Genomic DNA, 20,768 nt, shown 5'->3' on the forward strand with positions numbered 1-20,768 from the left:
AGTATGGTGTTTTCAATAATTGTATACGACAGGAGAATCGGTTGAGATGAGCGATAAAGAAGTCATCCTTACGCCGGACGGGCTAAAGCGTCTGGAAGATGAGCTGGAGACCCTCAAATCTGTGAAACGCCGTGAGGTTGCTGAACGGATTAAGGTAGCGATTGGCTACGGAGATATCAGTGAGAACTCGGAGTATGAAGACGCGAAGAATGAGCAGGCTTTTATCGAAGGACGCGTTATCACCTTGGAGAAGATGCTTCGCAACGCGCGCATCATTAATAGCGACGAGATCGTTACTGATGTGGTAAGTATCGGTGTTACTGTAAGTGTAGAAGATTTGGAATATGGTGACACTATGGAATACACGATCGTAGGTACAGCGGAGTCCGATCCACTGAATAATAAGATCTCCAATGAAAGTCCAGTAGGCAAAGCCATCATCGGCAAGAAAATAGGCACGATTGTTGACGTTAATACACCTGCAGGCGTTATTCAATATAAAATTCTCGATATCAGAATGAAGTAGTGTACAGATCTTATAGTCTGTAAATAGATGTGCTGCCGAATGTATAAGTAGTTTTGTTGTATGCAGGCAGATAAGGGAACATTGTTTGGGAAAGCTTCCTTAGGGAAGCTTTTTTTCAAAATATAAGGGATTTATATCTGCAAGGGGATGAATAGCATGACCGAGGAAATCAATAATGTGGAAAATGCAGAGAACGAACTTAGTGAGCTTTTGCAAATCCGCCGTGCCAAATTGGACGAGCTAAGAGGACTTGGTATCGATCCTTTCGGCAAAAAGTATGAGCGTACAGCTAACGCTGGCGACTTAGTATCGAAGTATGATGGACTTTCTAAAGAAGAATTGGACGAGCTATCCGTTGAAGTCAGCATAGCAGGCCGTATTATGGCAAAACGTGTGATGGGTAAAGCCAGTTTTGCGCATATCCAAGACCTCAGTGGAAGAATCCAGCTTTATGTTCGTCAAGACAGCATTCCTGAAACGCAATACGCAGCGTTCAATGTTCTCGATCTAGGAGATATCATCGGCGTTCGTGGAACAGTATTCAAAACTAAAACAGGCGAGACCTCCATCAAAGTGCATAATCTCGAAGTCTTGTCCAAGTCCTTGTTGCCACTTCCTGAGAAATATCATGGCCTTAAAGATGTAGAACTGCGTTACCGTCAGCGTTATGTTGATTTGATTATTAATCCAGAAGTTCAACAGACATTTATTGCTCGTTCAAGAATCATTCAATCGATGCGTCGTTATTTGGATTCACTTGGTTATCTTGAAGTCGAAACACCTACACTTCATGCGATTGCCGGTGGAGCTGCTGCGCGTCCGTTCATCACTTACCACAATACGCTTGAAATGCAGCTGTATATGCGTATTGCGATTGAGCTTCACTTAAAACGTCTTATTGTTGGTGGACTGGAAAAAGTGTACGAAATCGGTCGTGTCTACCGTAATGAAGGAATTTCGACTCGCCACAATCCTGAGTTTACTATGATTGAGCTGTATGAAGCTTATGCTGATTACAAGGACATCATGAACCTTACGGAGAATATGATCGCTCATATTGCCCAAGAGGTATTAGGAACTCAACAGGTCGACTATCAGGGCAAGCCGGTAGATCTGTCACCAGGATGGCGTCGTGTAACTATGGTTGATGCCGTTAAAGAAGTAACCGGTGTTGATTTCAGTGTTCATATGACAGATGAGGAAGCACAGGCTCTCGCAAAAGAGCACCGTGTACCTGTAGAGAAGCACATGTCTTTCGGTCATATCCTAAATGCTTTCTTCGAGCAATTTGTAGAGGAAACTCTGATTCAGCCTACCTTTGTAATGGGACATCCGGTTGAAATCTCACCACTTGCTAAGAAAAACGATGAGGATCCACGCTTCACCGATCGTTTTGAATTGTTTATTGTGGGTCGTGAGCATGCGAATGCATTTAGTGAATTGAATGATCCGATCGACCAACGTCAACGCTTTGAAGCGCAAATCCAGGAGAAAGAGCAAGGAAATGACGAAGCTCATGAGATGGATGATGACTTCATCCGTGCTTTGGAATATGGTATGCCTCCTACTGGTGGACTAGGAATCGGTGTTGACCGTTTGATTATGTTGCTTACGAATTCTGCATCTATTCGTGATGTACTGCTGTTCCCGCATATGCGTAACCGTACAAACGAATAGTATTTATACAACAATGAGCACGGGGGAGCTGTCTAACGGCGGTTCTCCTTGGCTACTGTTGATCAGAAGGTAAGGGTTTCAGTATTGTTTTGAGGATATATAGCTTAATGCTAATTTGTTTGAAAAAAAGTGTTGCAATCAATCTCTATACATGATATATTCTAAGTCCGGCCAAGAAATACACATGCCGAGCTCGAAAAAGAAGTTGAAAAAAGAGCTTGACATTAAATAGCCGGACATGATATAGTATAAGAGTTGCTGCTGAGACATTAAACGGCGCCAACGAGAACTTGATCTTTGAAAACTGAACAACGAGTGAGTAGGAAATCACGAAAGTGAAATCCAAAACTGATGAGTTTCACAGCGTACTTTACGCTTTTGAAATTTCATCGTGAGAATTAATTTTCTCGTCAGATGTTTCAAAATGAGCATATCGCTCTTTTCAATACTAATTGGAGAGTTTGATCCTGGCTCAGGACGAACGCTGGCGGCGTGCCTAATACATGCAAGTCGAGCGGAGTTATTTTGAAAGCTTGCTTTCAAAATAACTTAGCGGCGGACGGGTGAGTAACACGTAGGCAACCTGCCCCTTAGACTGGGATAACTACCGGAAACGGTAGCTAATACCGGATAATTTCTTTTTTCTCCTGAAGGAAGAATGAAAGACGGAGCAATCTGTCACTGAGGGATGGGCCTGCGGCGCATTAGCTAGTTGGTGGGGTAACGGCCCACCAAGGCGACGATGCGTAGCCGACCTGAGAGGGTGAACGGCCACACTGGGACTGAGACACGGCCCAGACTCCTACGGGAGGCAGCAGTAGGGAATCTTCCGCAATGGACGAAAGTCTGACGGAGCAACGCCGCGTGAGTGATGAAGGTTTTCGGATCGTAAAGCTCTGTTGCCAGGGAAGAACGTCCGGTAGAGTAACTGCTATCGGAGTGACGGTACCTGAGAAGAAAGCCCCGGCTAACTACGTGCCAGCAGCCGCGGTAATACGTAGGGGGCAAGCGTTGTCCGGAATTATTGGGCGTAAAGCGCGCGCAGGCGGTCATTTAAGTCTGGTGTTTAAACCTTGGGCTCAACCTGAGGTCGCACTGGAAACTGGGTGACTTGAGTACAGAAGAGGAAAGTGGAATTCCACGTGTAGCGGTGAAATGCGTAGATATGTGGAGGAACACCAGTGGCGAAGGCGACTTTCTGGGCTGTAACTGACGCTGAGGCGCGAAAGCGTGGGGAGCAAACAGGATTAGATACCCTGGTAGTCCACGCCGTAAACGATGAGTGCTAGGTGTTAGGGGTTTCGATACCCTTGGTGCCGAAGTTAACACAGTAAGCACTCCGCCTGGGGAGTACGGTCGCAAGACTGAAACTCAAAGGAATTGACGGGGACCCGCACAAGCAGTGGAGTATGTGGTTTAATTCGAAGCAACGCGAAGAACCTTACCAGGTCTTGACATCCCTCTGAATCTGCTAGAGATAGCAGCGGCCTTCGGGACAGAGGAGACAGGTGGTGCATGGTTGTCGTCAGCTCGTGTCGTGAGATGTTGGGTTAAGTCCCGCAACGAGCGCAACCCTTAACTTTAGTTGCCAGCAAGTAATGTTGGGCACTCTAGAGTGACTGCCGGTGACAAACCGGAGGAAGGTGGGGATGACGTCAAATCATCATGCCCCTTATGACCTGGGCTACACACGTACTACAATGGCCGGTACAACGGGAAGCGAAGCCGCGAGGTGGAGCCAATCCCATCAAAGCCGGTCTCAGTTCGGATTGCAGGCTGCAACTCGCCTGCATGAAGTCGGAATTGCTAGTAATCGCGGATCAGCATGCCGCGGTGAATACGTTCCCGGGTCTTGTACACACCGCCCGTCACACCACGAGAGTTTACAACACCCGAAGTCGGTGGGGTAACCCGCAAGGGAGCCAGCCGCCGAAGGTGGGGTAGATGATTGGGGTGAAGTCGTAACAAGGTAGCCGTATCGGAAGGTGCGGCTGGATCACCTCCTTTCTATGGAGAATCGTCTTCTGCAATGAAGACATTCAAATCGGAAGTTAAACTTCCACAATCTCAGGTTTAGGCCTGTTACTCACTCGTTGCTCAGTTTTGAGAGTTTAAGCTCTCAAGTAAGACTTGATCCTTGAAAACTGGATACCGAAACGAATTTGCGTTTTAGAACATCTTTTAGCAACTTGTGCAAACAAGTAAATGTTATTAGTGAGATGATTCCAAGAGAGATATCGTATGATATTTTCCTGCGGAAAAATCAAGGTTAAGCTAATAAGAGCACACGGAGGATGCCTAGGCGCCAGGAGCCGACGAAGGACGTGGCGAACAACGAAACTGCCTCGGGGAGCTGTAAGCAAGCTTTGATCCGGGGGTGTCCGAATGGGGAAACCCAGCTGTGGTAATTCGCAGTTACTCACATCTGAATACATAGGGTGTGTAGAGGCAGACCAGGGGAACTGAAACATCTAAGTACCCTGAGGAAGAGAAAACAATAGTGATTCCGTCAGTAGCGGCGAGCGAACGCGGAACAGCCTAAACCTAAGAGCTTGCTCTTAGGGGTTGTGGGACGTCTCACATGGAGTTACAAAGGAATATGGTAGGCGAAGAGGTCTGGAAAGGCCCGCGATAGAGGTAAAAGCCCTGTAACCTAAACTGTGTTCTCTCCGAGACGGATCCCGAGTAGTGCGGGGCACGTGAAACCCCGTATGAATCCAGCAGGACCATCTGCTAAGGCTAAATACTACCTGGCGACCGATAGTGAAACAGTACCGTGAGGGAAAGGTGAAAAGCACCCCGGAAGGGGAGTGAAATAGAACCTGAAACCGTGTGCTTACAAAAAGTCAGAGCCCTATCTATGGGTGATGGCGTGCCTTTTGTAGAATGAACCGGCGAGTTACGTTTAACATGCAAGGTTAAGTCGAGAAGACGGAGCCGCAGCGAAAGCGAGTCTGAATAGGGCGACTCAGTATGTGGACGTAGACCCGAAACCGTGTGATCTACCCCTGTCCAGGGTGAAGGTGCGGTAACACGCACTGGAGGCCCGAACCCACGCACGTTGAAAAGTGCGGGGATGAGGTGGGGGTAGCGGAGAAATTCCAATCGAACTCGGAGATAGCTGGTTCTCCCCGAAATAGCTTTAGGGCTAGCCTCGGTATAAGAGTAGTGGAGGTAGAGCACTGATTGGGTGCGGGGTCCGCAAGGATTACCAAGCTCAGTCAAACTCCGAATGCCATATACTTATTGCCGGGAGTCAGACAGTGAGTGCTAAGATCCATTGTCAAAAGGGAAACAGCCCAGACCATCAGCTAAGGTCCCCAAGTGTGTGTTAAGTGGGAAAGGATGTGGAGTTGCACAGACAACCAGGATGTTGGCTTAGAAGCAGCCACCATTGAAAGAGTGCGTAATAGCTCACTGGTCGAGTGACTCTGCGCCGAAAATGTAACGGGGCTAAACACACCACCGAAGCTATGGCTAGATACGTATGTATCTGGGGTAGGGGAGCGTTGTATGTGGGTTGAAGGTGTACCGTAAGGAGCGCTGGACAGCATACAAGTGAGAATGCCGGTATGAGTAACGAAAAGATCAGTGAGAATCTGATCCGCCGAAAGCCCAAGGTTTCCTGAGGAAGGCTCGTCCGCTCAGGGTAAGTCGGGACCTAAGGCGAGGCCGAAAGGCGTAGTCGAAGGACAACAGTTTGAAATTACTGTACCACCGTAATCCGCTATGAGCGATGGGGTGACGCAGGAGGGTAGTGACGCGGACTGATGGATATGTCCGTCTAAGCAGTGAGGCTGATGTGTAGGAAAATCCGCACATCATTAAGGCTGGGCTGTGATGGGGAGCGAAAATTGTAGTAGCGAAGGTCATGATCTCACACTGCCAAGAAAAGCCTCTAGCCAGGAGAAGGTGCCCGTACCGCAAACCGACACAGGTAGGCGAGAAGAGAATTCTAAGGCGCGCGGAAGAACTCTCGTTAAGGAACTCGGCAAAATGACCCCGTAACTTCGGGAGAAGGGGTGCCCCGGTAGTGTGAATAGCACGAGGGGGCCGCAGTGAAAAGGCCCAAGCGACTGTTTAGCAAAAACACAGGTCTGTGCGAAGCCGCAAGGCGAAGTATACGGGCTGACGCCTGCCCGGTGCTGGAAGGTTAAGGGGAGTGGTTAGGGGTAACCCGAAGCTATGAACCGAAGCCCCAGTAAACGGCGGCCGTAACTATAACGGTCCTAAGGTAGCGAAATTCCTTGTCAGGTAAATTCTGACCCGCACGAATGGCGTAACGACTTGGGCGCTGTCTCAACGAGAGATCCGGTGAAATTTTAATACCTGTGAAGATGCAGGTTACCCGCGACAAGACGGAAAGACCCCATGGAGCTTTACTGCAGCTTGATATTGAATTTGGGTACGATCTGTACAGGATAGGTGGGAGCCGTAGAAATCGGAGCGCAAGCTTCGGTGGAGGCGCCGTTGGGATACCACCCTGATCGTATCTAGGTTCTAACCTAGTGCCCTAATCGGGTACGGGGACCGTGTCAGGCGGGCAGTTTGACTGGGGCGGTCGCCTCCTAAAGAGTAACGGAGGCGTTCCAAGGTTCCCTCAGAATGGTTGGAAATCATTCGAAGAGTGCAAAGGCATAAGGGAGCTTGACTGCGAGACCTACAAGTCGAGCAGGGACGAAAGTCGGACTTAGTGATCCGGTGGTACCGCATGGAAGGGCCATCGCTCAACGGATAAAAGCTACCCTGGGGATAACAGGCTTATCTCCCCCAAGAGTCCACATCGACGGGGAGGTTTGGCACCTCGATGTCGGCTCATCGCATCCTGGGGCTGAAGTAGGTCCCAAGGGTTGGGCTGTTCGCCCATTAAAGCGGTACGCGAGCTGGGTTCAGAACGTCGTGAGACAGTTCGGTCCCTATCTGTCGTGGGCGCAGGAAATTTGAGAGGAGCTGTCCTTAGTACGAGAGGACCGGGATGGACGTACCGCTGGTGCACCAGTTGTTCCGCCAGGAGCATGGCTGGGTAGCTACGTACGGACGGGATAAGCGCTGAAAGCATCTAAGCGTGAAGCCCCCCTCAAGATGAGATTTCCCAATTAGTAAGACCCCTTGAAGACGACGAGGTAGATAGGTTGGAGGTGGAAGTGCAGTAATGCATGGAGCTGACCAATACTAATCGGTCGAGGGCTTATCCTATACTTAAAACGCAAATTCAATTCGGATTCAGTTTTCAGGCATCAAGCCTGTAACACGCTTAGAAATTTATTCTCACTTCTGGTGATGAAGCAAATTTCACGCGGCAGCGTCTGTTTCACAGACGCATGTTTGGTGGCGATAGCGGAGGGGTTCCACGCGTACCCATCCCGAACACGACCGTTAAGCCCTCCAGCGCCGATGGTACTTGGACCGAAGGGTCCTGGGAGAGTAGGACGTTGCCAAGCACGCAAGACCACTGTTGAGAAATCGACAGTGGTCTTTTTGTTGTATTATTGAAGAATTCATTAGGGTTTAATTTGAGATACTACAGTAGAGATAGGCGTAAGGATTGGTGGTGGCTGTGGTGAATTTTATAATTCCACTACAAAACGTCCACTGTGCGTGGACAATAGTCCAATAATTCGCTTACTCGAGAGTCGTTTTTTGAATACCTACTCTGATGATGTAATGTTCTTGACAGTCCAAATGCCCTTTGCTAAGATGGCAATAATATATTTTTGGATGAGCATCACAAACCTAAATTGAAGATATGAACTTGTTCTACTTCCAGATGTACAGAGTTGTCTGTCGTGAATGGACTTAAAGGCGAAGGTTCTTCTTTATAAAGTTTGTAGGCGGGTATAATTTAAAAACAACCGAGGAGGAATGACCCAGGTGTGGAAAGATAAGTTTGGTAAAGAAGGTCTAACTTTTGATGATGTGCTGCTGGTTCCGCGTAAATCTGAGGTACTGCCGAAGGAAGTAGATTTGACTACAGTTCTAAGTAAGAATGTGAAGTTGAACATCCCGCTTATGAGTGCAGGTATGGACACAGTCACAGAAGCGGCTATGGCCATTGCTATTGCTCGTGAGGGTGGTATCGGCATTATTCACAAGAATATGCCTGTAGAGCAGCAAGCGGAAGAAGTGGATCGTGTGAAGCGTTCCGAGAGCGGAGTTATTACTAACCCTTTCTCACTTTCAGCAGAACATCTGGTTTCTGATGCTGAACTATTGATGGGTAAATATCGCATTTCAGGAGTACCGATCGTAGACAGTGACAACAAACTGGTCGGTATTCTAACTAATAGAGATTTACGCTTTATTCATGACTATAGTATTCCAATTAAAGAAGTTATGACGCATGAGAATCTCGTGACTGCTGCTGTAGGTACGACACTTCAAGAAGCAGAAGGCATCTTACAACGTCATAAAATTGAGAAATTGCCGCTGGTGGACGAGAATAACGTTCTTAAGGGCTTGATCACGATTAAAGATATCGAGAAAGCCATTCAGTTCCCTAACGGAGCGAAAGATGCACACGGTCGCTTACTAGTTGGAGCAGCTGTCGGTATCTCTAAAGATACATTCGAACGTACTGCAGCGTTAGTTAAATCAGGTGTAGATCTGATTGTCGTTGATTCTGCACATGGTCATCATATTAATATTATTGAAGCTGTTCGCCAAATTCGTGAGTTGTATCCTGATCTTACGATTGTTGCTGGTAACGTGGCTACAGGTGAAGCAACCCGTGAACTTATTGAAGCTGGAGCTTCTGTAGTTAAAGTAGGTATTGGACCTGGATCTATCTGTACAACACGCGTTATCGCTGGTATCGGTGTTCCGCAGGTTACAGCCATTTATGATTGTGCAACGGTTGCTCGTGAGTACGGAGTTCCTATCATCGCTGACGGTGGAATCAAGTACTCCGGTGAAATCACTAAGGCTATTGCCGCTGGTGCTCATGCAGTAATGATGGGAAGTATGTTTGCGGGTACAGAAGAAAGCCCAGGAGAATCGGAGCTTTATCAAGGCCGTAAATTTAAAGTATATCGTGGTATGGGCAGTATGAGTGCCATGAAACAAGGTAGTAAGGATCGTTATTTCCAGGATGACGATAAGAAGCTTGTTCCTGAAGGAATTGAAGGCCGTATCGCTTTTAAAGGACCTCTTTCGGATACCGTTCATCAATTGATTGGCGGGCTGCGTTCGGGTATGGGCTACTGTGGTACCAAGTCGCTCGAAGAGCTCCGGAATGACACTTCGTTCATTCGTATCACAAGTGCTGGACTTCGCGAAAGCCATCCACATGATGTGCAAATCACGAAAGAAGCGCCAAACTATTCCGTGTAATGGACTAGAAAGACTATTTTTTGGACAGACAGGACTATTTCGTCCTGTCTGTCTTTTTTTGCGTGTACCCCTGTGTTAGAATAGAACAAGCTATTGATATGAGGTTTAAAGGAGAGTAGTAATCATTGAAGCACAAGCAGAAGTTTAACGGTAAGCAATTTATGATTAAGACAGTCACAGTAGGTCTACTTTTAAATATGTTAGTTTCCACTCCACTTCCGGCATTCGCTGAGGAAGGTACGACTACGACAATACAAGCTGGTACTGCAGCTCAGACCACTCAGAAAGCGGTAAAGATCCCTTCTGTGGAATCACTGGGTCTAAATTTGAAATCAGCGGTTCTAATAGAACCAACAACAGGTGAAGTTCTTCTATCAATGAATGCAGATGAGGCTTTGCCTCCAGCTAGTATGACTAAGATGATGACAGAGTATCTTGTAGCAGAAGCAGTGAAGACAGGACAGCTTTCCTGGGATCAAAAAGTCATAGTAGGTGAAAATGCGTCTAAACAAGTCGGATCACGGATTTTTCTAGCGGAAAATGACGAGCATACGGTTGAAGAGCTGTACATAGCAATGGCTGTCGGATCTGCAAATGATGCTACAGTAGCTTTGGCAGAACTAGTTTCTGGATCAGAATTGGAATTCGTAGAGCTAATGAATCAGACTGCCCAGAAGATGGGGATGAAAACTGCTTATTTTGTTAATTCTACTGGATTAGACAAAGCTGACATGCCTAAGAAGTACCGCTCAACTGATAAGAAAGAAAACGTAATGTCAGCGATGGATGCTGCTATCCTTGCCAAACATATCGTTACGGATCATCCTGATTTTAATAGATTTACTACGGTTCAGTCTTATAAGTTCCGTGAACGCGATACCGCGCCAATGATTAACTTTAACTGGATGTTGGAAGCTAATAAGAATATCCAGAATTTTAAGGCTTATGCATATGAGGGATTGGATGGCTTGAAGACAGGCCATACCGCTAGAGCTAAATATTGTTTTGCAGGTACAGCTGTACGTGATGGCATGCGTCTGATAAGTGTAGTAATGGGGGCTGATACAGAGCCACACCGTTTTACAGAGACGAAAAAAGTACTTGATTTCGGATTTAATAATTTTGAAATCAAACAAGTTGTAGCGCCTAAAGCAGTGATAGCCGGCAATGAAACCGTGCCAGTTCTTAAAGGGAAAAGTAAAGAGGTGTCTGTAGTTACGGATGAAGCTGTTTCATTTATTGTCCCTAAGGGAACAACCTCCCCTGAAATTAAAACAACCGTTGAAATAAATGATCCGGCAACCTTAGTTGCTCCTATAGAACAATCTGCTAAAGTGGGTAAGGTCACTTATTCCTACCAAGTTGAAGGCATGTCGGATGTTCAGCAGAAGACAGTTAATCTGATTACTGCTGAAGAGGCGGAGAAAGCCGGTTGGTTCAGTTTATTCCTTAGAGCCATTGGAGATTTCTTCGGCGATTTATTTACAGGGATCAAGAACTTGTTCTAATGAATTTAGCGTCGAAAAATGTATTAATTCCGAGTAAGTGGATTGTATATTTCCCTTCATTGGGGTAAAATTACAAGTTAGATTACGATAGATCATTCGGGGGGCTAGGACATGGAAACTGGAACATCGCGAGTTAAAAGAGGCATGGCAGAAATGCAAAAAGGCGGCGTCATTATGGACGTCATGAATGCAGAACAAGCAAAAATTGCTGAGGCTGCGGGTGCAGTAGCAGTTATGGCTTTGGAACGCGTACCTTCTGACATTCGCGCAGCTGGCGGTGTAGCACGAATGGCCGATCCTACAATTGTAGAAGAGGTTATTAAAGTGGTAAGTATTCCTGTTATGGCTAAGGCTCGTATTGGCCATTACGTAGAAGCAAAGGTCCTGGAATCCTTGGGTGTTGACTATTTGGATGAGAGTGAAGTTCTTACTCCTGCTGATGAAGTGTTCCATATTAATAAACGTGAGTTCACTGTTCCATTCGTATGTGGAGCTAAGGATCTTGGAGAAGCCCTGAGACGTATTAATGAAGGTGCATCCATGATTCGTACGAAAGGTGAACCAGGAACAGGCAACATTGTTGAAGCAGTGCGTCATATGCGCTTTATCAACAGCCAAATCCGCAAAGTAACCAATTTGTCCAAGGATGAGCTATATAATGAAGCTAAGAACCTGGGAGTGCCTTACGAGTTGCTGCTTGAAGTACATGAGCTTGGCAAGTTGCCGGTTGTTAACTTTGCGGCTGGCGGTGTGGCAACTCCTGCCGATGCTGCCCTGATGATGCATCTAGGTGCGGATGGTGTGTTCGTAGGCTCGGGTATTTTTAAATCGGACAACCCTGAGAAATTTGCACGCGCGATTGTTGAAGCTACTACACACTATACTGATTACAAGCTGATTGCAGAAGTATCCAAGAACCTTGGTGCACCAATGAAGGGGATTGATATTGCAACTCTAACCCCGGCTGAACGTATGTCAGAGCGTGGCCGTTAATAGAGAGAAGGTTGCCCGGATGAAAATAGGAGTGCTGGCGCTTCAAGGCGCTGTTACGGAGCATATTGTTAGTATAGAGAAGACCGGTGCAGAGGGTGTACCTATCAAGCGGGTAGAGCAGCTTGATGAGGTTGATGGGCTAATTATTCCTGGTGGTGAAAGTACAACAATCGGTAAGCTGATGCGGAAATACGGCTTCATCGAAGCCATACGTGATTTCTCCAATCAGGGGAAGCCGATTTTTGGAACTTGCGCGGGAATGATTGTTCTGGCCAAAAGGATTGCCGGCGGCGAACCAGGGCATTTGGAGCTAATGGATATAACAGTAGCCCGGAATGCATTTGGTCGTCAACGGGAAAGCTTTGAATGTGATCTGGAGGTTAAAGGCATCGATGAGCCGGTCCGTGCTGTGTTTATACGTGCACCGCTTATCAACGAGGTAGGTCCGGGAGTCGATGTGCTTACAGTCTATAATGATGAGATTGTAACTGCGCGGGAGGGTAACCTGCTGGTGTCTTCTTTTCATCCAGAACTGACCGATGATTTTAGACTGCATCAATATTTTGCCGATATGGTAGAGACTACTAGGCAAGTGCAACAACAGAATCGCATATAAGAACATCCTGACTCTTTCAAAGCTGTAATCAGCAATTTGAAAGAGTTTAGGCTGTTTTCAGGAGGGAAACTTTGTGTTAGACGTAAAAGTATTGCGCAGTGATTACGCTCGAGTTGAACAAGCCTTAGAGAAACGGGGTAAATCACTGGATTTGATTGCTGATTTTCCACAACTTGATCTACGCAGACGTGAATTACTGCAAGAAACAGAAGGTCTTAAGAACCGTCGTAATACGGTATCGGGTGACGTAGCGAAGAAGAAAAAGAATGGTGAGCCAGCAGATGACTTAATCGCAGAAATGCGTACGGTATCTGATCGAATTAAAGAGCTCGATGACGAAGTACGCGAATTGGAAGCTCAGATTGCTGATCTTACTATGAGCATTCCGAATATTCCTCATGATTCAGTTCCAGTAGGGAAGTCCGAGGACGATAACGTTGAATTGCGTCGCTGGTCAGAGCCGAAAGAGTTCGGATTTACTCCAAAATCACACTGGGAGCTTGCACAGCAGCTCGATATTATTGATTTTGAAGCTGCGGCCAAGGTTACGGGATCCCGGTTTGTTTTCTATAAAGGATTGGGAGCACGTTTAGAGCGGGCGCTAATTAACTTTATGATGGATCTTCACAGTGGTGAGCATAATTATGAAGAAATGCTGCCACCTTACATTGTAAATAAAGACAGCTTATACGGAACAGGACAACTTCCTAAGTTTGAGGAAGATCTGTTTAAGCTACGTGACACTGAATACTATTTGATTCCTACAGCGGAAGTACCTGTAACGAACTACTATCGCGAAGAGATTTTGACAGCAGCAGACCTGCCTAAGTACCATGTAGCATACAGCTCTTGTTTCCGTTCTGAGGCGGGTTCAGCGGGCCGTGATACTCGCGGTTTGATTCGTCAGCATCAGTTCAACAAAGTAGAGCTGGTGAAGCTTACTACACCTGAATCCTCTTATGAGGAGTTAGAAAAAATGACAGCAGATGCTGAACGTGTGCTGCAGCTTCTGGGACTGCCTTATCGTGTACTTGGGCTATGTACAGCTGATATGGGCTTTACTTCGGCTAAGACGTACGATTTGGAAGTATGGCTGCCTGAGAGTGGAATGTACCGTGAAATCTCTTCCTGCTCGAATACGGAGGACTTCCAAGCGCGTCGGGCAAATATTCGTTTCCGTAAAGATCCAAAGTCCAAGCCCGAATTTGTTCATACACTGAATGGATCTGCTTTGGCTGTTGGACGTACTGTTGCAGCAATCCTTGAGAATTATCAGCAAGAAGATGGAAGTGTGCTGATTCCGGAATGTCTACAACCGTATATGCGCAATGTGAAATTGATCCAACCTAAATCTATTTAATAAAAGGGTTGCTTTTTCTCTACACCATATGGTACAATTACTAATGCATGTGAAATTTATATGCATTTGGAGAGGTACCGAAGCGGTCATAACGGGGCGGTCTTGAAAACCGTTAGGGTGCAAGCCCACATGGGTTCGAATCCCATCCTCTCCGCCATTCCTTTAAGAACTTTAAGAAATAAGTAGATAGAAACCGTCTCCTCTGGGGGCGGTTTTTTTGTTGTGCTTGAACTAGTTCAATTTTAGTTATTGTTTAATGTGCCTAAGTTCAATGAGAATAAAAAGATTGATTTCTCCGCAATGTATTAGAGAAGGAGGATGATCATAATTATGGACAGACAATTGGAAGTAGATCAGCATAATCTTGTCTCGGCCTGGCAAGAACGCCTGCCTGCGTTAATGGAGGATGGGGACAGTTTTAATGTACTGGCGGATGAAGGTGACCCGAATAGTCTGCTGATTCATTTTAATGCAGCGGGACGTCAAGGTTACTCCCTTGATTTCCGATGTAAGTATGTAGATAGCAGGGAGGTTGCTGTTGATCTGCTTGATGTGGAGCAGAGTGGAATTCATATTGATGAGCATAGCGATGCAGTGCAGCTATTAGCACAGCAGTACACACGGCAAATACACGAATGTGCTCAGGCTCTTCAGAATATGACTAATCCTTAGGAGGAATGAACAATGTCAAAGCCAAAGAGTATTCCAGTTCCCGGGGCACAGCCCAACGATGGTCAACCTAGAAAGGAGCATCATTCTTCAGCACCAAAGCCACTTTCCGGATCAAAAAAGGTGAAACAGGCTAATCATGTAGACCATCATAATCCGCAGGGATAACAAATAAAAACAATAAGAATTATAAAGAAGTGTTTCTTGATTTTTACAAATAGTTTATCATTAGAGGGGGGAGATTTTTTTTACATGGGAGAGGAGAAAAATAATGAACAAAAAATGGGGTTTATCGGCCGCGGCGCTGTTGCTAACAGCAGCAGTAATTCTGCCGGGATGTGGAAGTAAACAGGAGGCGCCAAAAGAGGCCTTAAAATCAGCCGCTACAAAAGCGACCACGATGTCTTCATATGAGATGAAGAGTAAGTTCTCGATCAATGATCTAACCATCGAGACCGCTGATGCTGAATCTGCTGCAATGACAACACAGGTACTCAGCATGCTTAAGAACGCTGATATAACCGTTGATGGGGTTTATCAGGCTGATCCAATGCAGACAGAGCTAACTATGGTTCTGAATCTCAAGGGCGATATGAGCATGAGCTTCAATGTCCCTATGGTGATGACCACTGAGAAGCTGTATGTTAAGATTCCATCGATTCCGTTCTTCCCGATTCCGGAGACAATCGTTAACAAGTTTGTAGAGGTGGATCTCAAGGCGTTGGCTGAGCAAGAGGGTGCTGAATTTAATCCAAACTCTCTGGATACGCAGAAAATGCAAAAGTTCTCTAATGAAGTCATGGACACTGTATTAGCCGAATATGATGAAGGAAAATATTTTAATGAGCTTAGTCCAAAGGAAGCAAATTTGCCAGAGGGTGTTGAAGCTAAGCAAGTCGTTCAGTTCAAAGTGACGAACGATAATGTTAAAGAAGCAATCACCATCTTTGTGAATAATGCCCTGCCTAAAATCATTGATATTGTGAGCAAGGAAGAATACAAGGATATGCTGCAAATTAATGATGCGGATCTAGCTAAGGCTAAAGAAGAGATCACATCAAGTGAAACTAGAACTGAATTCGATAAGAGCTTGGCAGATCTTGATAAGTATCTTACGATTAATCAGTTCCACTACAATACAGCGATCAATAAAGACGGATTCCCTGTGTACCAAGATTTATTGATGGACATTAAAGTTAATGATCCAGAAGATGGTACGAACGTAGCCTTCTCTGTAAACGGAACAGGTCAATATGACAAGATCAATGAGAAGCCAGAGTTCAAGATTGGAATTCCTCAAGGCGATGATGTAATTACAATGGATCAACTAGAGGAGCAATTCGGTAGCTTGGGGACTTATTAATAAGAAGTCATGAGAGAAAGACCCGCATGTCGCGTATGATATACGCCCATGCGGGTCTTATTAATAGATGAATCCTGAACGAGTCAGTAAAAAGTTATTTAGGTTCAACCAGTAACACATCTTCGGCCAATATTGCGTAGGTTTGGTGATCCTGCCACTGGCCATTTATTTTGAGAAATTGGCGGGCGATGCCTTCAGGTTTAAATCCGCTCTTCTCCAGCACCTTCCGGGAAGCCTCATTATGCAATAAGATGGCTGCCTGAACCCTATGAAGACCTAAGGCTCGAAAAGCGTAGCCTAGAATCAATCCGACCGCAGCAGTCATATAGCCTTGTCCTTGCATCCTATGGTCCATCAAATAACCTAAATCCGCATACTGAGCTACACCTCTTGAGACATTAGATAGCGTGATTTGACCTATTAGTTGTCCATCAAGCAGATAGACACCGAACATATAGGCTCTGTCCTCCAGAGCATCCTCCAGGCGCTGATTGATGATCCTTTGTTGACTCTCCATCGTGTAGAATTGCTCATCGCGTTTAGGTTCAAATGGTTCGTGTGTCAACCGATTATTCAAGCGCAGCTCCAGTAATTTCTCTGCATCCTTTAGCTCTAGTGGAGAAATATAGATGTTTTGTGAGGTATGATATAAAGTAAGGGTCATTTCAGGGTTCTCCTTTTTTTAAAATATGGACGCCGATGGTGTTTATGCTTGTTTCGGTGGTTTTTGACGTAAACGGCGAAAGAATGAGGTCAGTAGCTCTGCACATTCCTCTTGTAAAACCCCCTGAATGACTTCGGTACGATGATTAAACCGCGGCTCTTCAAGTAAATTCATGAGGGTTCCAGCACACCCAGCCTTAGGATCGGGAGTGCCATATACAGTGAGAGGTACCCTTGATTGTACAATCGCTCCAGCACACATCGGACAAGGCTCTAAAGTAACATAAAGCTGGCAATCCAGCAGTCGCCACGAATTCATGAATTTGCTGGCCTCACGAATGGCTACCATTTCTGCATGAGCTGTAGAATCCATTGTTGTTTCTCTTAAATTGTATCCGCGTCCGATAATTTCACCATGCCGTACGACGATCGCCCCTATAGGAACCTCTCCTAATGCTTCAGCTTTATGGGCTTCTGCTATCGCCTGCCTCATCCAATGTTCATGAACCGCCTCCATATCATCTAGCGATTCACCCGCTCTAATATTCAAGATCATCTTCCCTTTCTTTATATCCATTGTACAACGAACAAATATTCGTTCTTAACAAAATGTGCATAACTCTGTGGATAACCGCCTACTTATGCACATTTTTGTGCACATCGTTCTATAATAAAATGTTTATATGTGCATAAGATGTGGATGGTTTCTTAAAATATAAGAAATTATATATTTCTCGCTATCCTTTAATCTTATATTTCTTGCTAAAACGCTTACCGTCCTTATAAGGGCACCGAAGGCGTTTATACTTGTATATTGTAGATAAAGACCCATTGAATTTCAATATTCCTTGAATTGAATGCTTCATTGAAATGTCTTTTCAAATGTGGGGGCAAAAGGTATGATGTTTATTGTTGGCCCCGCAAGGATTTACCAGTGGATAAGAGGTGAACAAACAGTTTGTCCATAAAGACAAAACTATCTGCTATTATTTTTGGGGCGGTGTTGCTAATTTTAGCACTGAACCTGACATTTAACCTTTATGCCGCCCAAAATAATCTACGGAATGAAAGCATTAATAATATGCAACTAACTGCTATGCAAATGGCCGTTTCTGTAGAACAAAGTAACTATAGCTCTAACTATGTAGAATATCAAATTGCGCATAATTTAAGGATGGCGGCTATCTTTGCCTCCGAGGAATTGGACCCAGACTATAAGAACGTGACGAATGAAGAACTTAAAGCCCTAACATCCAAAGTGGGCGTGTCTAATATTTCAATTCTGGTAAAGACTGATAACGATGTCGTAGTAGCAAGGTCTTCGGTACCTGGTGATATTGGGATGTCCACAAAAGATTGGGGGTACTGGTACCTGGCCTTTTTGGAGTTGTTCGATAATCAGGAGGTATCCGTGGGTCAGGGTCAGGCCTTGGACCATTTTTGGTCAGGCCCATTTGAATATTCAACCTACAATCCCGATTTCATTGAGAAGTGGGGTTATTATCGTGATGAAGAGAGCAACTACATCATCAATCCCGTTATTCTCAATACGGAGGCCAGCGATTACGTCAAAATCACTAATCCCGACCAAATTGCATCGAGAACTAAAGAAGCTAATCCAGGGATTTTAGAATTGACAGGATTTAACCCGGCAACCTTTGCTTCTGCAAGTATGAAGGCGGACGGAAGCGACACGCTGAATAAGAAGCTGGGGAACCGCCCTATTAAGTACGGCACCTATACTTATGGTAATGTGGAGCGGGATAGAGAGGCGATTCTGTTAGCTCAAGGGAAGCAGAAGCCGGTTACGCTCGAAATGAAAGTACATGGAAAAAGAGTGCTCAAAAGCTACATTCCTATCCAATCGCCTGGACTGAAAGCTTATGTGATAGGAGTAGTTTTGGATTACTCTGTGATTTCATCTGTGGTTCATGATCAATTAATTAATAGTCTGACAACGTCACTGTTATTGCTTACCTTATTCTTGTTATGTAGTTACATACTGTCTGGATTTGTTACTCGTCCGATTCAGGCGATACTTGCAAAAGTGAACGATGTAGCTAAAGGAAAATTTGAGCCTCCTCTAAAGGTAACAAGCCGGGATGAGCTAGGACAGTTGGCTCTGCGAATCAATGCTATGACGGCTCACCTCATGCAGCGCACCAATCGACTCAAACAGACACTGGAAGAGAACCGAGCGGTTAAGGAGCATTTGGAGTCCGTCATTAACGGAACTTCTGATGCGATTCATACGATCGATATGGATGGCCGAATTACTAGTACGAACAGAGCCTTCGAAGAGCTATATGGATGGAGTGCCAAAGAGGTATTGGGAAATATGCCATACCTTGTACCTGCGACAGCGCTTAAGCAGGAGGAAGAGCGGCTTAATGCGTTAAAGAATGGTGCTGTTCTACCACCCATTGAAACTGTAAGACTTAAACGTGATGGAACAATAGTTGAAGTTAGTGTTAGTACCTCGGTAATTCGTGATGAAGACGGGTATCCGCATTCCTTTATTCACGTTTCACGTGATATGACGGAACGTAACCGAATGGAGGAACTGCTTAGACGCTCTGAGAAGCTGACTACAGTAGGCCAATTAGCTGCTGGTGTAGCCCATGAGATTCGTAATCCGCTTACAACGCTAAAAGGATTTTTACAGCTTCAACAAGAGAAGCAGATTCTGGTTCCACTCCATATTGAACTGATGTTATCCGAGCTGGAGCGGATTAATTTGATCGTAAGTGAATTTTTGATTTTGGCCAAGCCTCAAGCTGTTCATTTCCAGGAAAAAGATGTGCGGGACATCCTTGGTGATGTAGTTTCTCTATTAGACAGTCAAGCTCATTTGTTTGGGATTCAGTTTAGTGCCATATTCTCTGAACATCCATCTACCGTACACTGTGAAGTGAACCAGCTAAAGCAGGTGTTTATAAACATCGTCAAAAATGCAATTGAAGCTATGCCAGATGGTGGTGTGATTTCAATGGAGCTAAGAAACACCTTGGACTCTGTCTTCATTCTTATTTCAGATCAAGGTGAAGGAATTCCTAAGGATATGTTGCCTAAGCTGGGTGAACCCTTCTTTACTAATAAAGAGTCGGGAACAGGCCTTGGGCTAATGATTAGCCAACGTATTATTCAGGCTCATAAGGGTCATTTGGATATACAAAGTGAAGTAGGTCAAGGGACAACTGTTATGATCAAGCTGCCTGCAGCTGGTACGGATACCCCTTGGCTTAATATTAAGGATGAACGGAGTGAAGGACAACGTGAGAATTAATAAATTCATCAGTGAGACAGGGTACTGTTCACGCCGTGAAGCAGATAAGCTGGTGGAAGGCGGTAGAGTTACGATCAACGGAGAACCTGCTGTGCTTGGCAGTCAGGCCGTTCCGGGTGATGATGTACGAATAGATGGTGTTGCGCTTGAAACATCAAGCCAGACGGTTTACATTGCGTTAAACAAGCCAGTGGGTATTACTTCAACTACAGAGCAGCATATTAAGGGGAATATTGTTGATTTTGTAGGTCATCATGAGCGAATCTTCCCTATTGGGCGACTCGATAAGGATTCTGAAGGATTGATTCTGCTTACCAACGATGGGGACATTGTTAACAAGATTTTACGGGCTGAAGGTCGGCATGAAAAAGAGTATGTGGTTACTGTAGACAGACCGATTACGCCATCATTTATTACAGGCATGTCTAGCGGCGTAAAGATATTAGGTGAGAAGACGCTACCTTGTGAGGTCACTCGTATTACAGAGCGTGTATTTCGTATTATTTTGACTGAGGGCAAGAATCGTCAGATTCGCCGTATGTGTAGCGCCTTTGGCTACGAGGTTAGAAAGCTGCAACGCATTCGGATTATGAATATTCGTCTGGGGGCATTACAAACAGGGGAATGGCGTGAGCTGTCTGCTGAAGAAAAGCAAGAGCTTGGAGCTACACTGAACTACAAACTTCTATAGTCTAGAAGTAATAGTGACCTAAGTGCGAATACAATTTATCAAAAAAAGAGCTGTTCCATCGGTCTAAGACCTTGGGACAGCTCTTTA

The 20,768-nt window shown here is 45.3% G+C and carries 14 protein-coding genes, 1 tRNA gene and 3 rRNA genes; 16 read left to right on the forward strand and 2 right to left on the reverse strand.

What is annotated here, in order from left to right; genetic code table 11:
- The first annotated feature begins 46 nt into the window (after window positions 1-46).
- The 14 genes from greA to ACDZ28_RS08580 all read left to right on the forward strand — a co-directional run bounded on the left by greA (window position 47) and on the right by ACDZ28_RS08580 (window position 16,041).
- Window positions 47-526, forward strand: a complete 480-nt coding sequence (gene greA / locus ACDZ28_RS08515) for a transcription elongation factor GreA (RefSeq protein ID WP_042123182.1) — start codon at window positions 47-49, stop codon at window positions 524-526.
- 156 nt (window positions 527-682) lie between these two features.
- A complete protein-coding gene (lysS, locus tag ACDZ28_RS08520; protein WP_170880371.1) occupies window positions 683-2,203 on the forward strand; it encodes a lysine--tRNA ligase in 1,521 nt (506 codons plus the stop codon).
- A 449-nt stretch (window positions 2,204-2,652) separates the two neighbouring features.
- Window positions 2,653-4,210: ribosomal RNA gene (locus tag ACDZ28_RS08525) — 16S ribosomal RNA — on the forward strand.
- A 260-nt stretch (window positions 4,211-4,470) separates the two neighbouring features.
- Window positions 4,471-7,399, forward strand: a 23S ribosomal RNA gene (locus ACDZ28_RS08530).
- Window positions 7,400-7,527: 128 nt separating this feature from the next.
- Window positions 7,528-7,644: ribosomal RNA gene (gene rrf / locus ACDZ28_RS08535) — 5S ribosomal RNA — on the forward strand.
- The 16S, 23S and 5S rRNA genes sit together here, the layout of an rRNA operon.
- A 430-nt stretch (window positions 7,645-8,074) precedes the next feature.
- Window positions 8,075-9,532, forward strand: coding sequence for an IMP dehydrogenase (gene guaB, locus ACDZ28_RS08540; RefSeq protein WP_042123184.1), 1,458 nt, complete (start codon window positions 8,075-8,077; stop codon window positions 9,530-9,532).
- A 161-nt stretch (window positions 9,533-9,693) separates the two neighbouring features.
- A complete protein-coding gene (locus ACDZ28_RS08545) occupies window positions 9,694-11,040 on the forward strand; it encodes a D-alanyl-D-alanine carboxypeptidase family protein (protein WP_042131743.1) in 1,347 nt (448 codons plus the stop codon).
- Window positions 11,041-11,151: 111 nt separating this feature from the next.
- Window positions 11,152-12,033, forward strand: coding sequence for a pyridoxal 5'-phosphate synthase lyase subunit PdxS (pdxS, locus tag ACDZ28_RS08550; RefSeq protein WP_042123186.1), 882 nt, complete (start codon window positions 11,152-11,154; stop codon window positions 12,031-12,033).
- 19 nt (window positions 12,034-12,052) lie between these two features.
- Window positions 12,053-12,649, forward strand: coding sequence for a pyridoxal 5'-phosphate synthase glutaminase subunit PdxT (gene pdxT, locus ACDZ28_RS08555; RefSeq protein ID WP_375104444.1), 597 nt, complete (start codon window positions 12,053-12,055; stop codon window positions 12,647-12,649).
- Between the two features lie 73 nt (window positions 12,650-12,722).
- Window positions 12,723-14,009, forward strand: a complete 1,287-nt coding sequence (gene serS, locus ACDZ28_RS08560; protein ID WP_375104445.1) for a serine--tRNA ligase — start codon at window positions 12,723-12,725, stop codon at window positions 14,007-14,009.
- Window positions 14,010-14,077: 68 nt separating this feature from the next.
- A tRNA-Ser gene (locus ACDZ28_RS08565) sits at window positions 14,078-14,166 on the forward strand.
- A 173-nt stretch (window positions 14,167-14,339) separates the two neighbouring features.
- The gene (locus ACDZ28_RS08570; RefSeq protein WP_042123192.1) at window positions 14,340-14,681 is read left to right on the forward strand and encodes a hypothetical protein; all 342 of its coding nucleotides are present in this window, start codon (window positions 14,340-14,342) and stop codon (window positions 14,679-14,681) included.
- Between the two features lie 12 nt (window positions 14,682-14,693).
- A complete protein-coding gene (locus tag ACDZ28_RS08575; RefSeq protein WP_076121359.1) occupies window positions 14,694-14,846 on the forward strand; it encodes a small acid-soluble spore protein P in 153 nt (50 codons plus the stop codon).
- Window positions 14,847-14,949: 103 nt separating this feature from the next.
- Window positions 14,950-16,041 (forward strand): hypothetical protein, encoded by a 1,092-nt coding sequence (locus tag ACDZ28_RS08580; RefSeq protein WP_076121357.1) that lies wholly within the window; start codon window positions 14,950-14,952, stop codon window positions 16,039-16,041.
- A gap of 94 nt (window positions 16,042-16,135) precedes the next feature.
- Here ACDZ28_RS08580 and ACDZ28_RS08585 read toward each other — a convergent pair whose 3' ends face one another.
- Window positions 16,136-16,705, reverse strand: coding sequence for a GNAT family N-acetyltransferase (locus tag ACDZ28_RS08585; RefSeq protein ID WP_076121355.1), 570 nt, complete (start codon window positions 16,703-16,705; stop codon window positions 16,136-16,138).
- A 42-nt stretch (window positions 16,706-16,747) separates the two neighbouring features.
- A complete protein-coding gene (tadA, locus tag ACDZ28_RS08590; RefSeq protein ID WP_375105321.1) occupies window positions 16,748-17,221 on the reverse strand; it encodes a tRNA adenosine(34) deaminase TadA in 474 nt (157 codons plus the stop codon).
- 441 nt (window positions 17,222-17,662) lie between these two features.
- On the opposite strand from tadA, the gene ACDZ28_RS08595 reads away from it, so the two are divergent.
- Window positions 17,663-19,990 carry an ATP-binding protein gene (locus ACDZ28_RS08595; protein WP_375104446.1) on the forward strand — a complete coding sequence of 776 codons (2,328 nt, stop codon included), beginning with the start codon at window positions 17,663-17,665 and terminating at the stop codon, window positions 19,988-19,990.
- Window positions 19,980-20,681, forward strand: coding sequence for a 23S rRNA pseudouridine(2604) synthase RluF (gene rluF / locus ACDZ28_RS08600; protein WP_076121365.1), 702 nt, complete (start codon window positions 19,980-19,982; stop codon window positions 20,679-20,681). The genes ACDZ28_RS08595 and rluF overlap by 11 nt, the downstream gene beginning before the upstream one ends.
- Window positions 20,682-20,768: the final 87 nt, after the last annotated feature.

This window comes from Paenibacillus sp. RS8 (genome assembly GCF_041956825.1).
In the GTDB taxonomy this organism is placed as follows: domain Bacteria; phylum Bacillota; class Bacilli; order Paenibacillales; family Paenibacillaceae; genus Paenibacillus_AQ.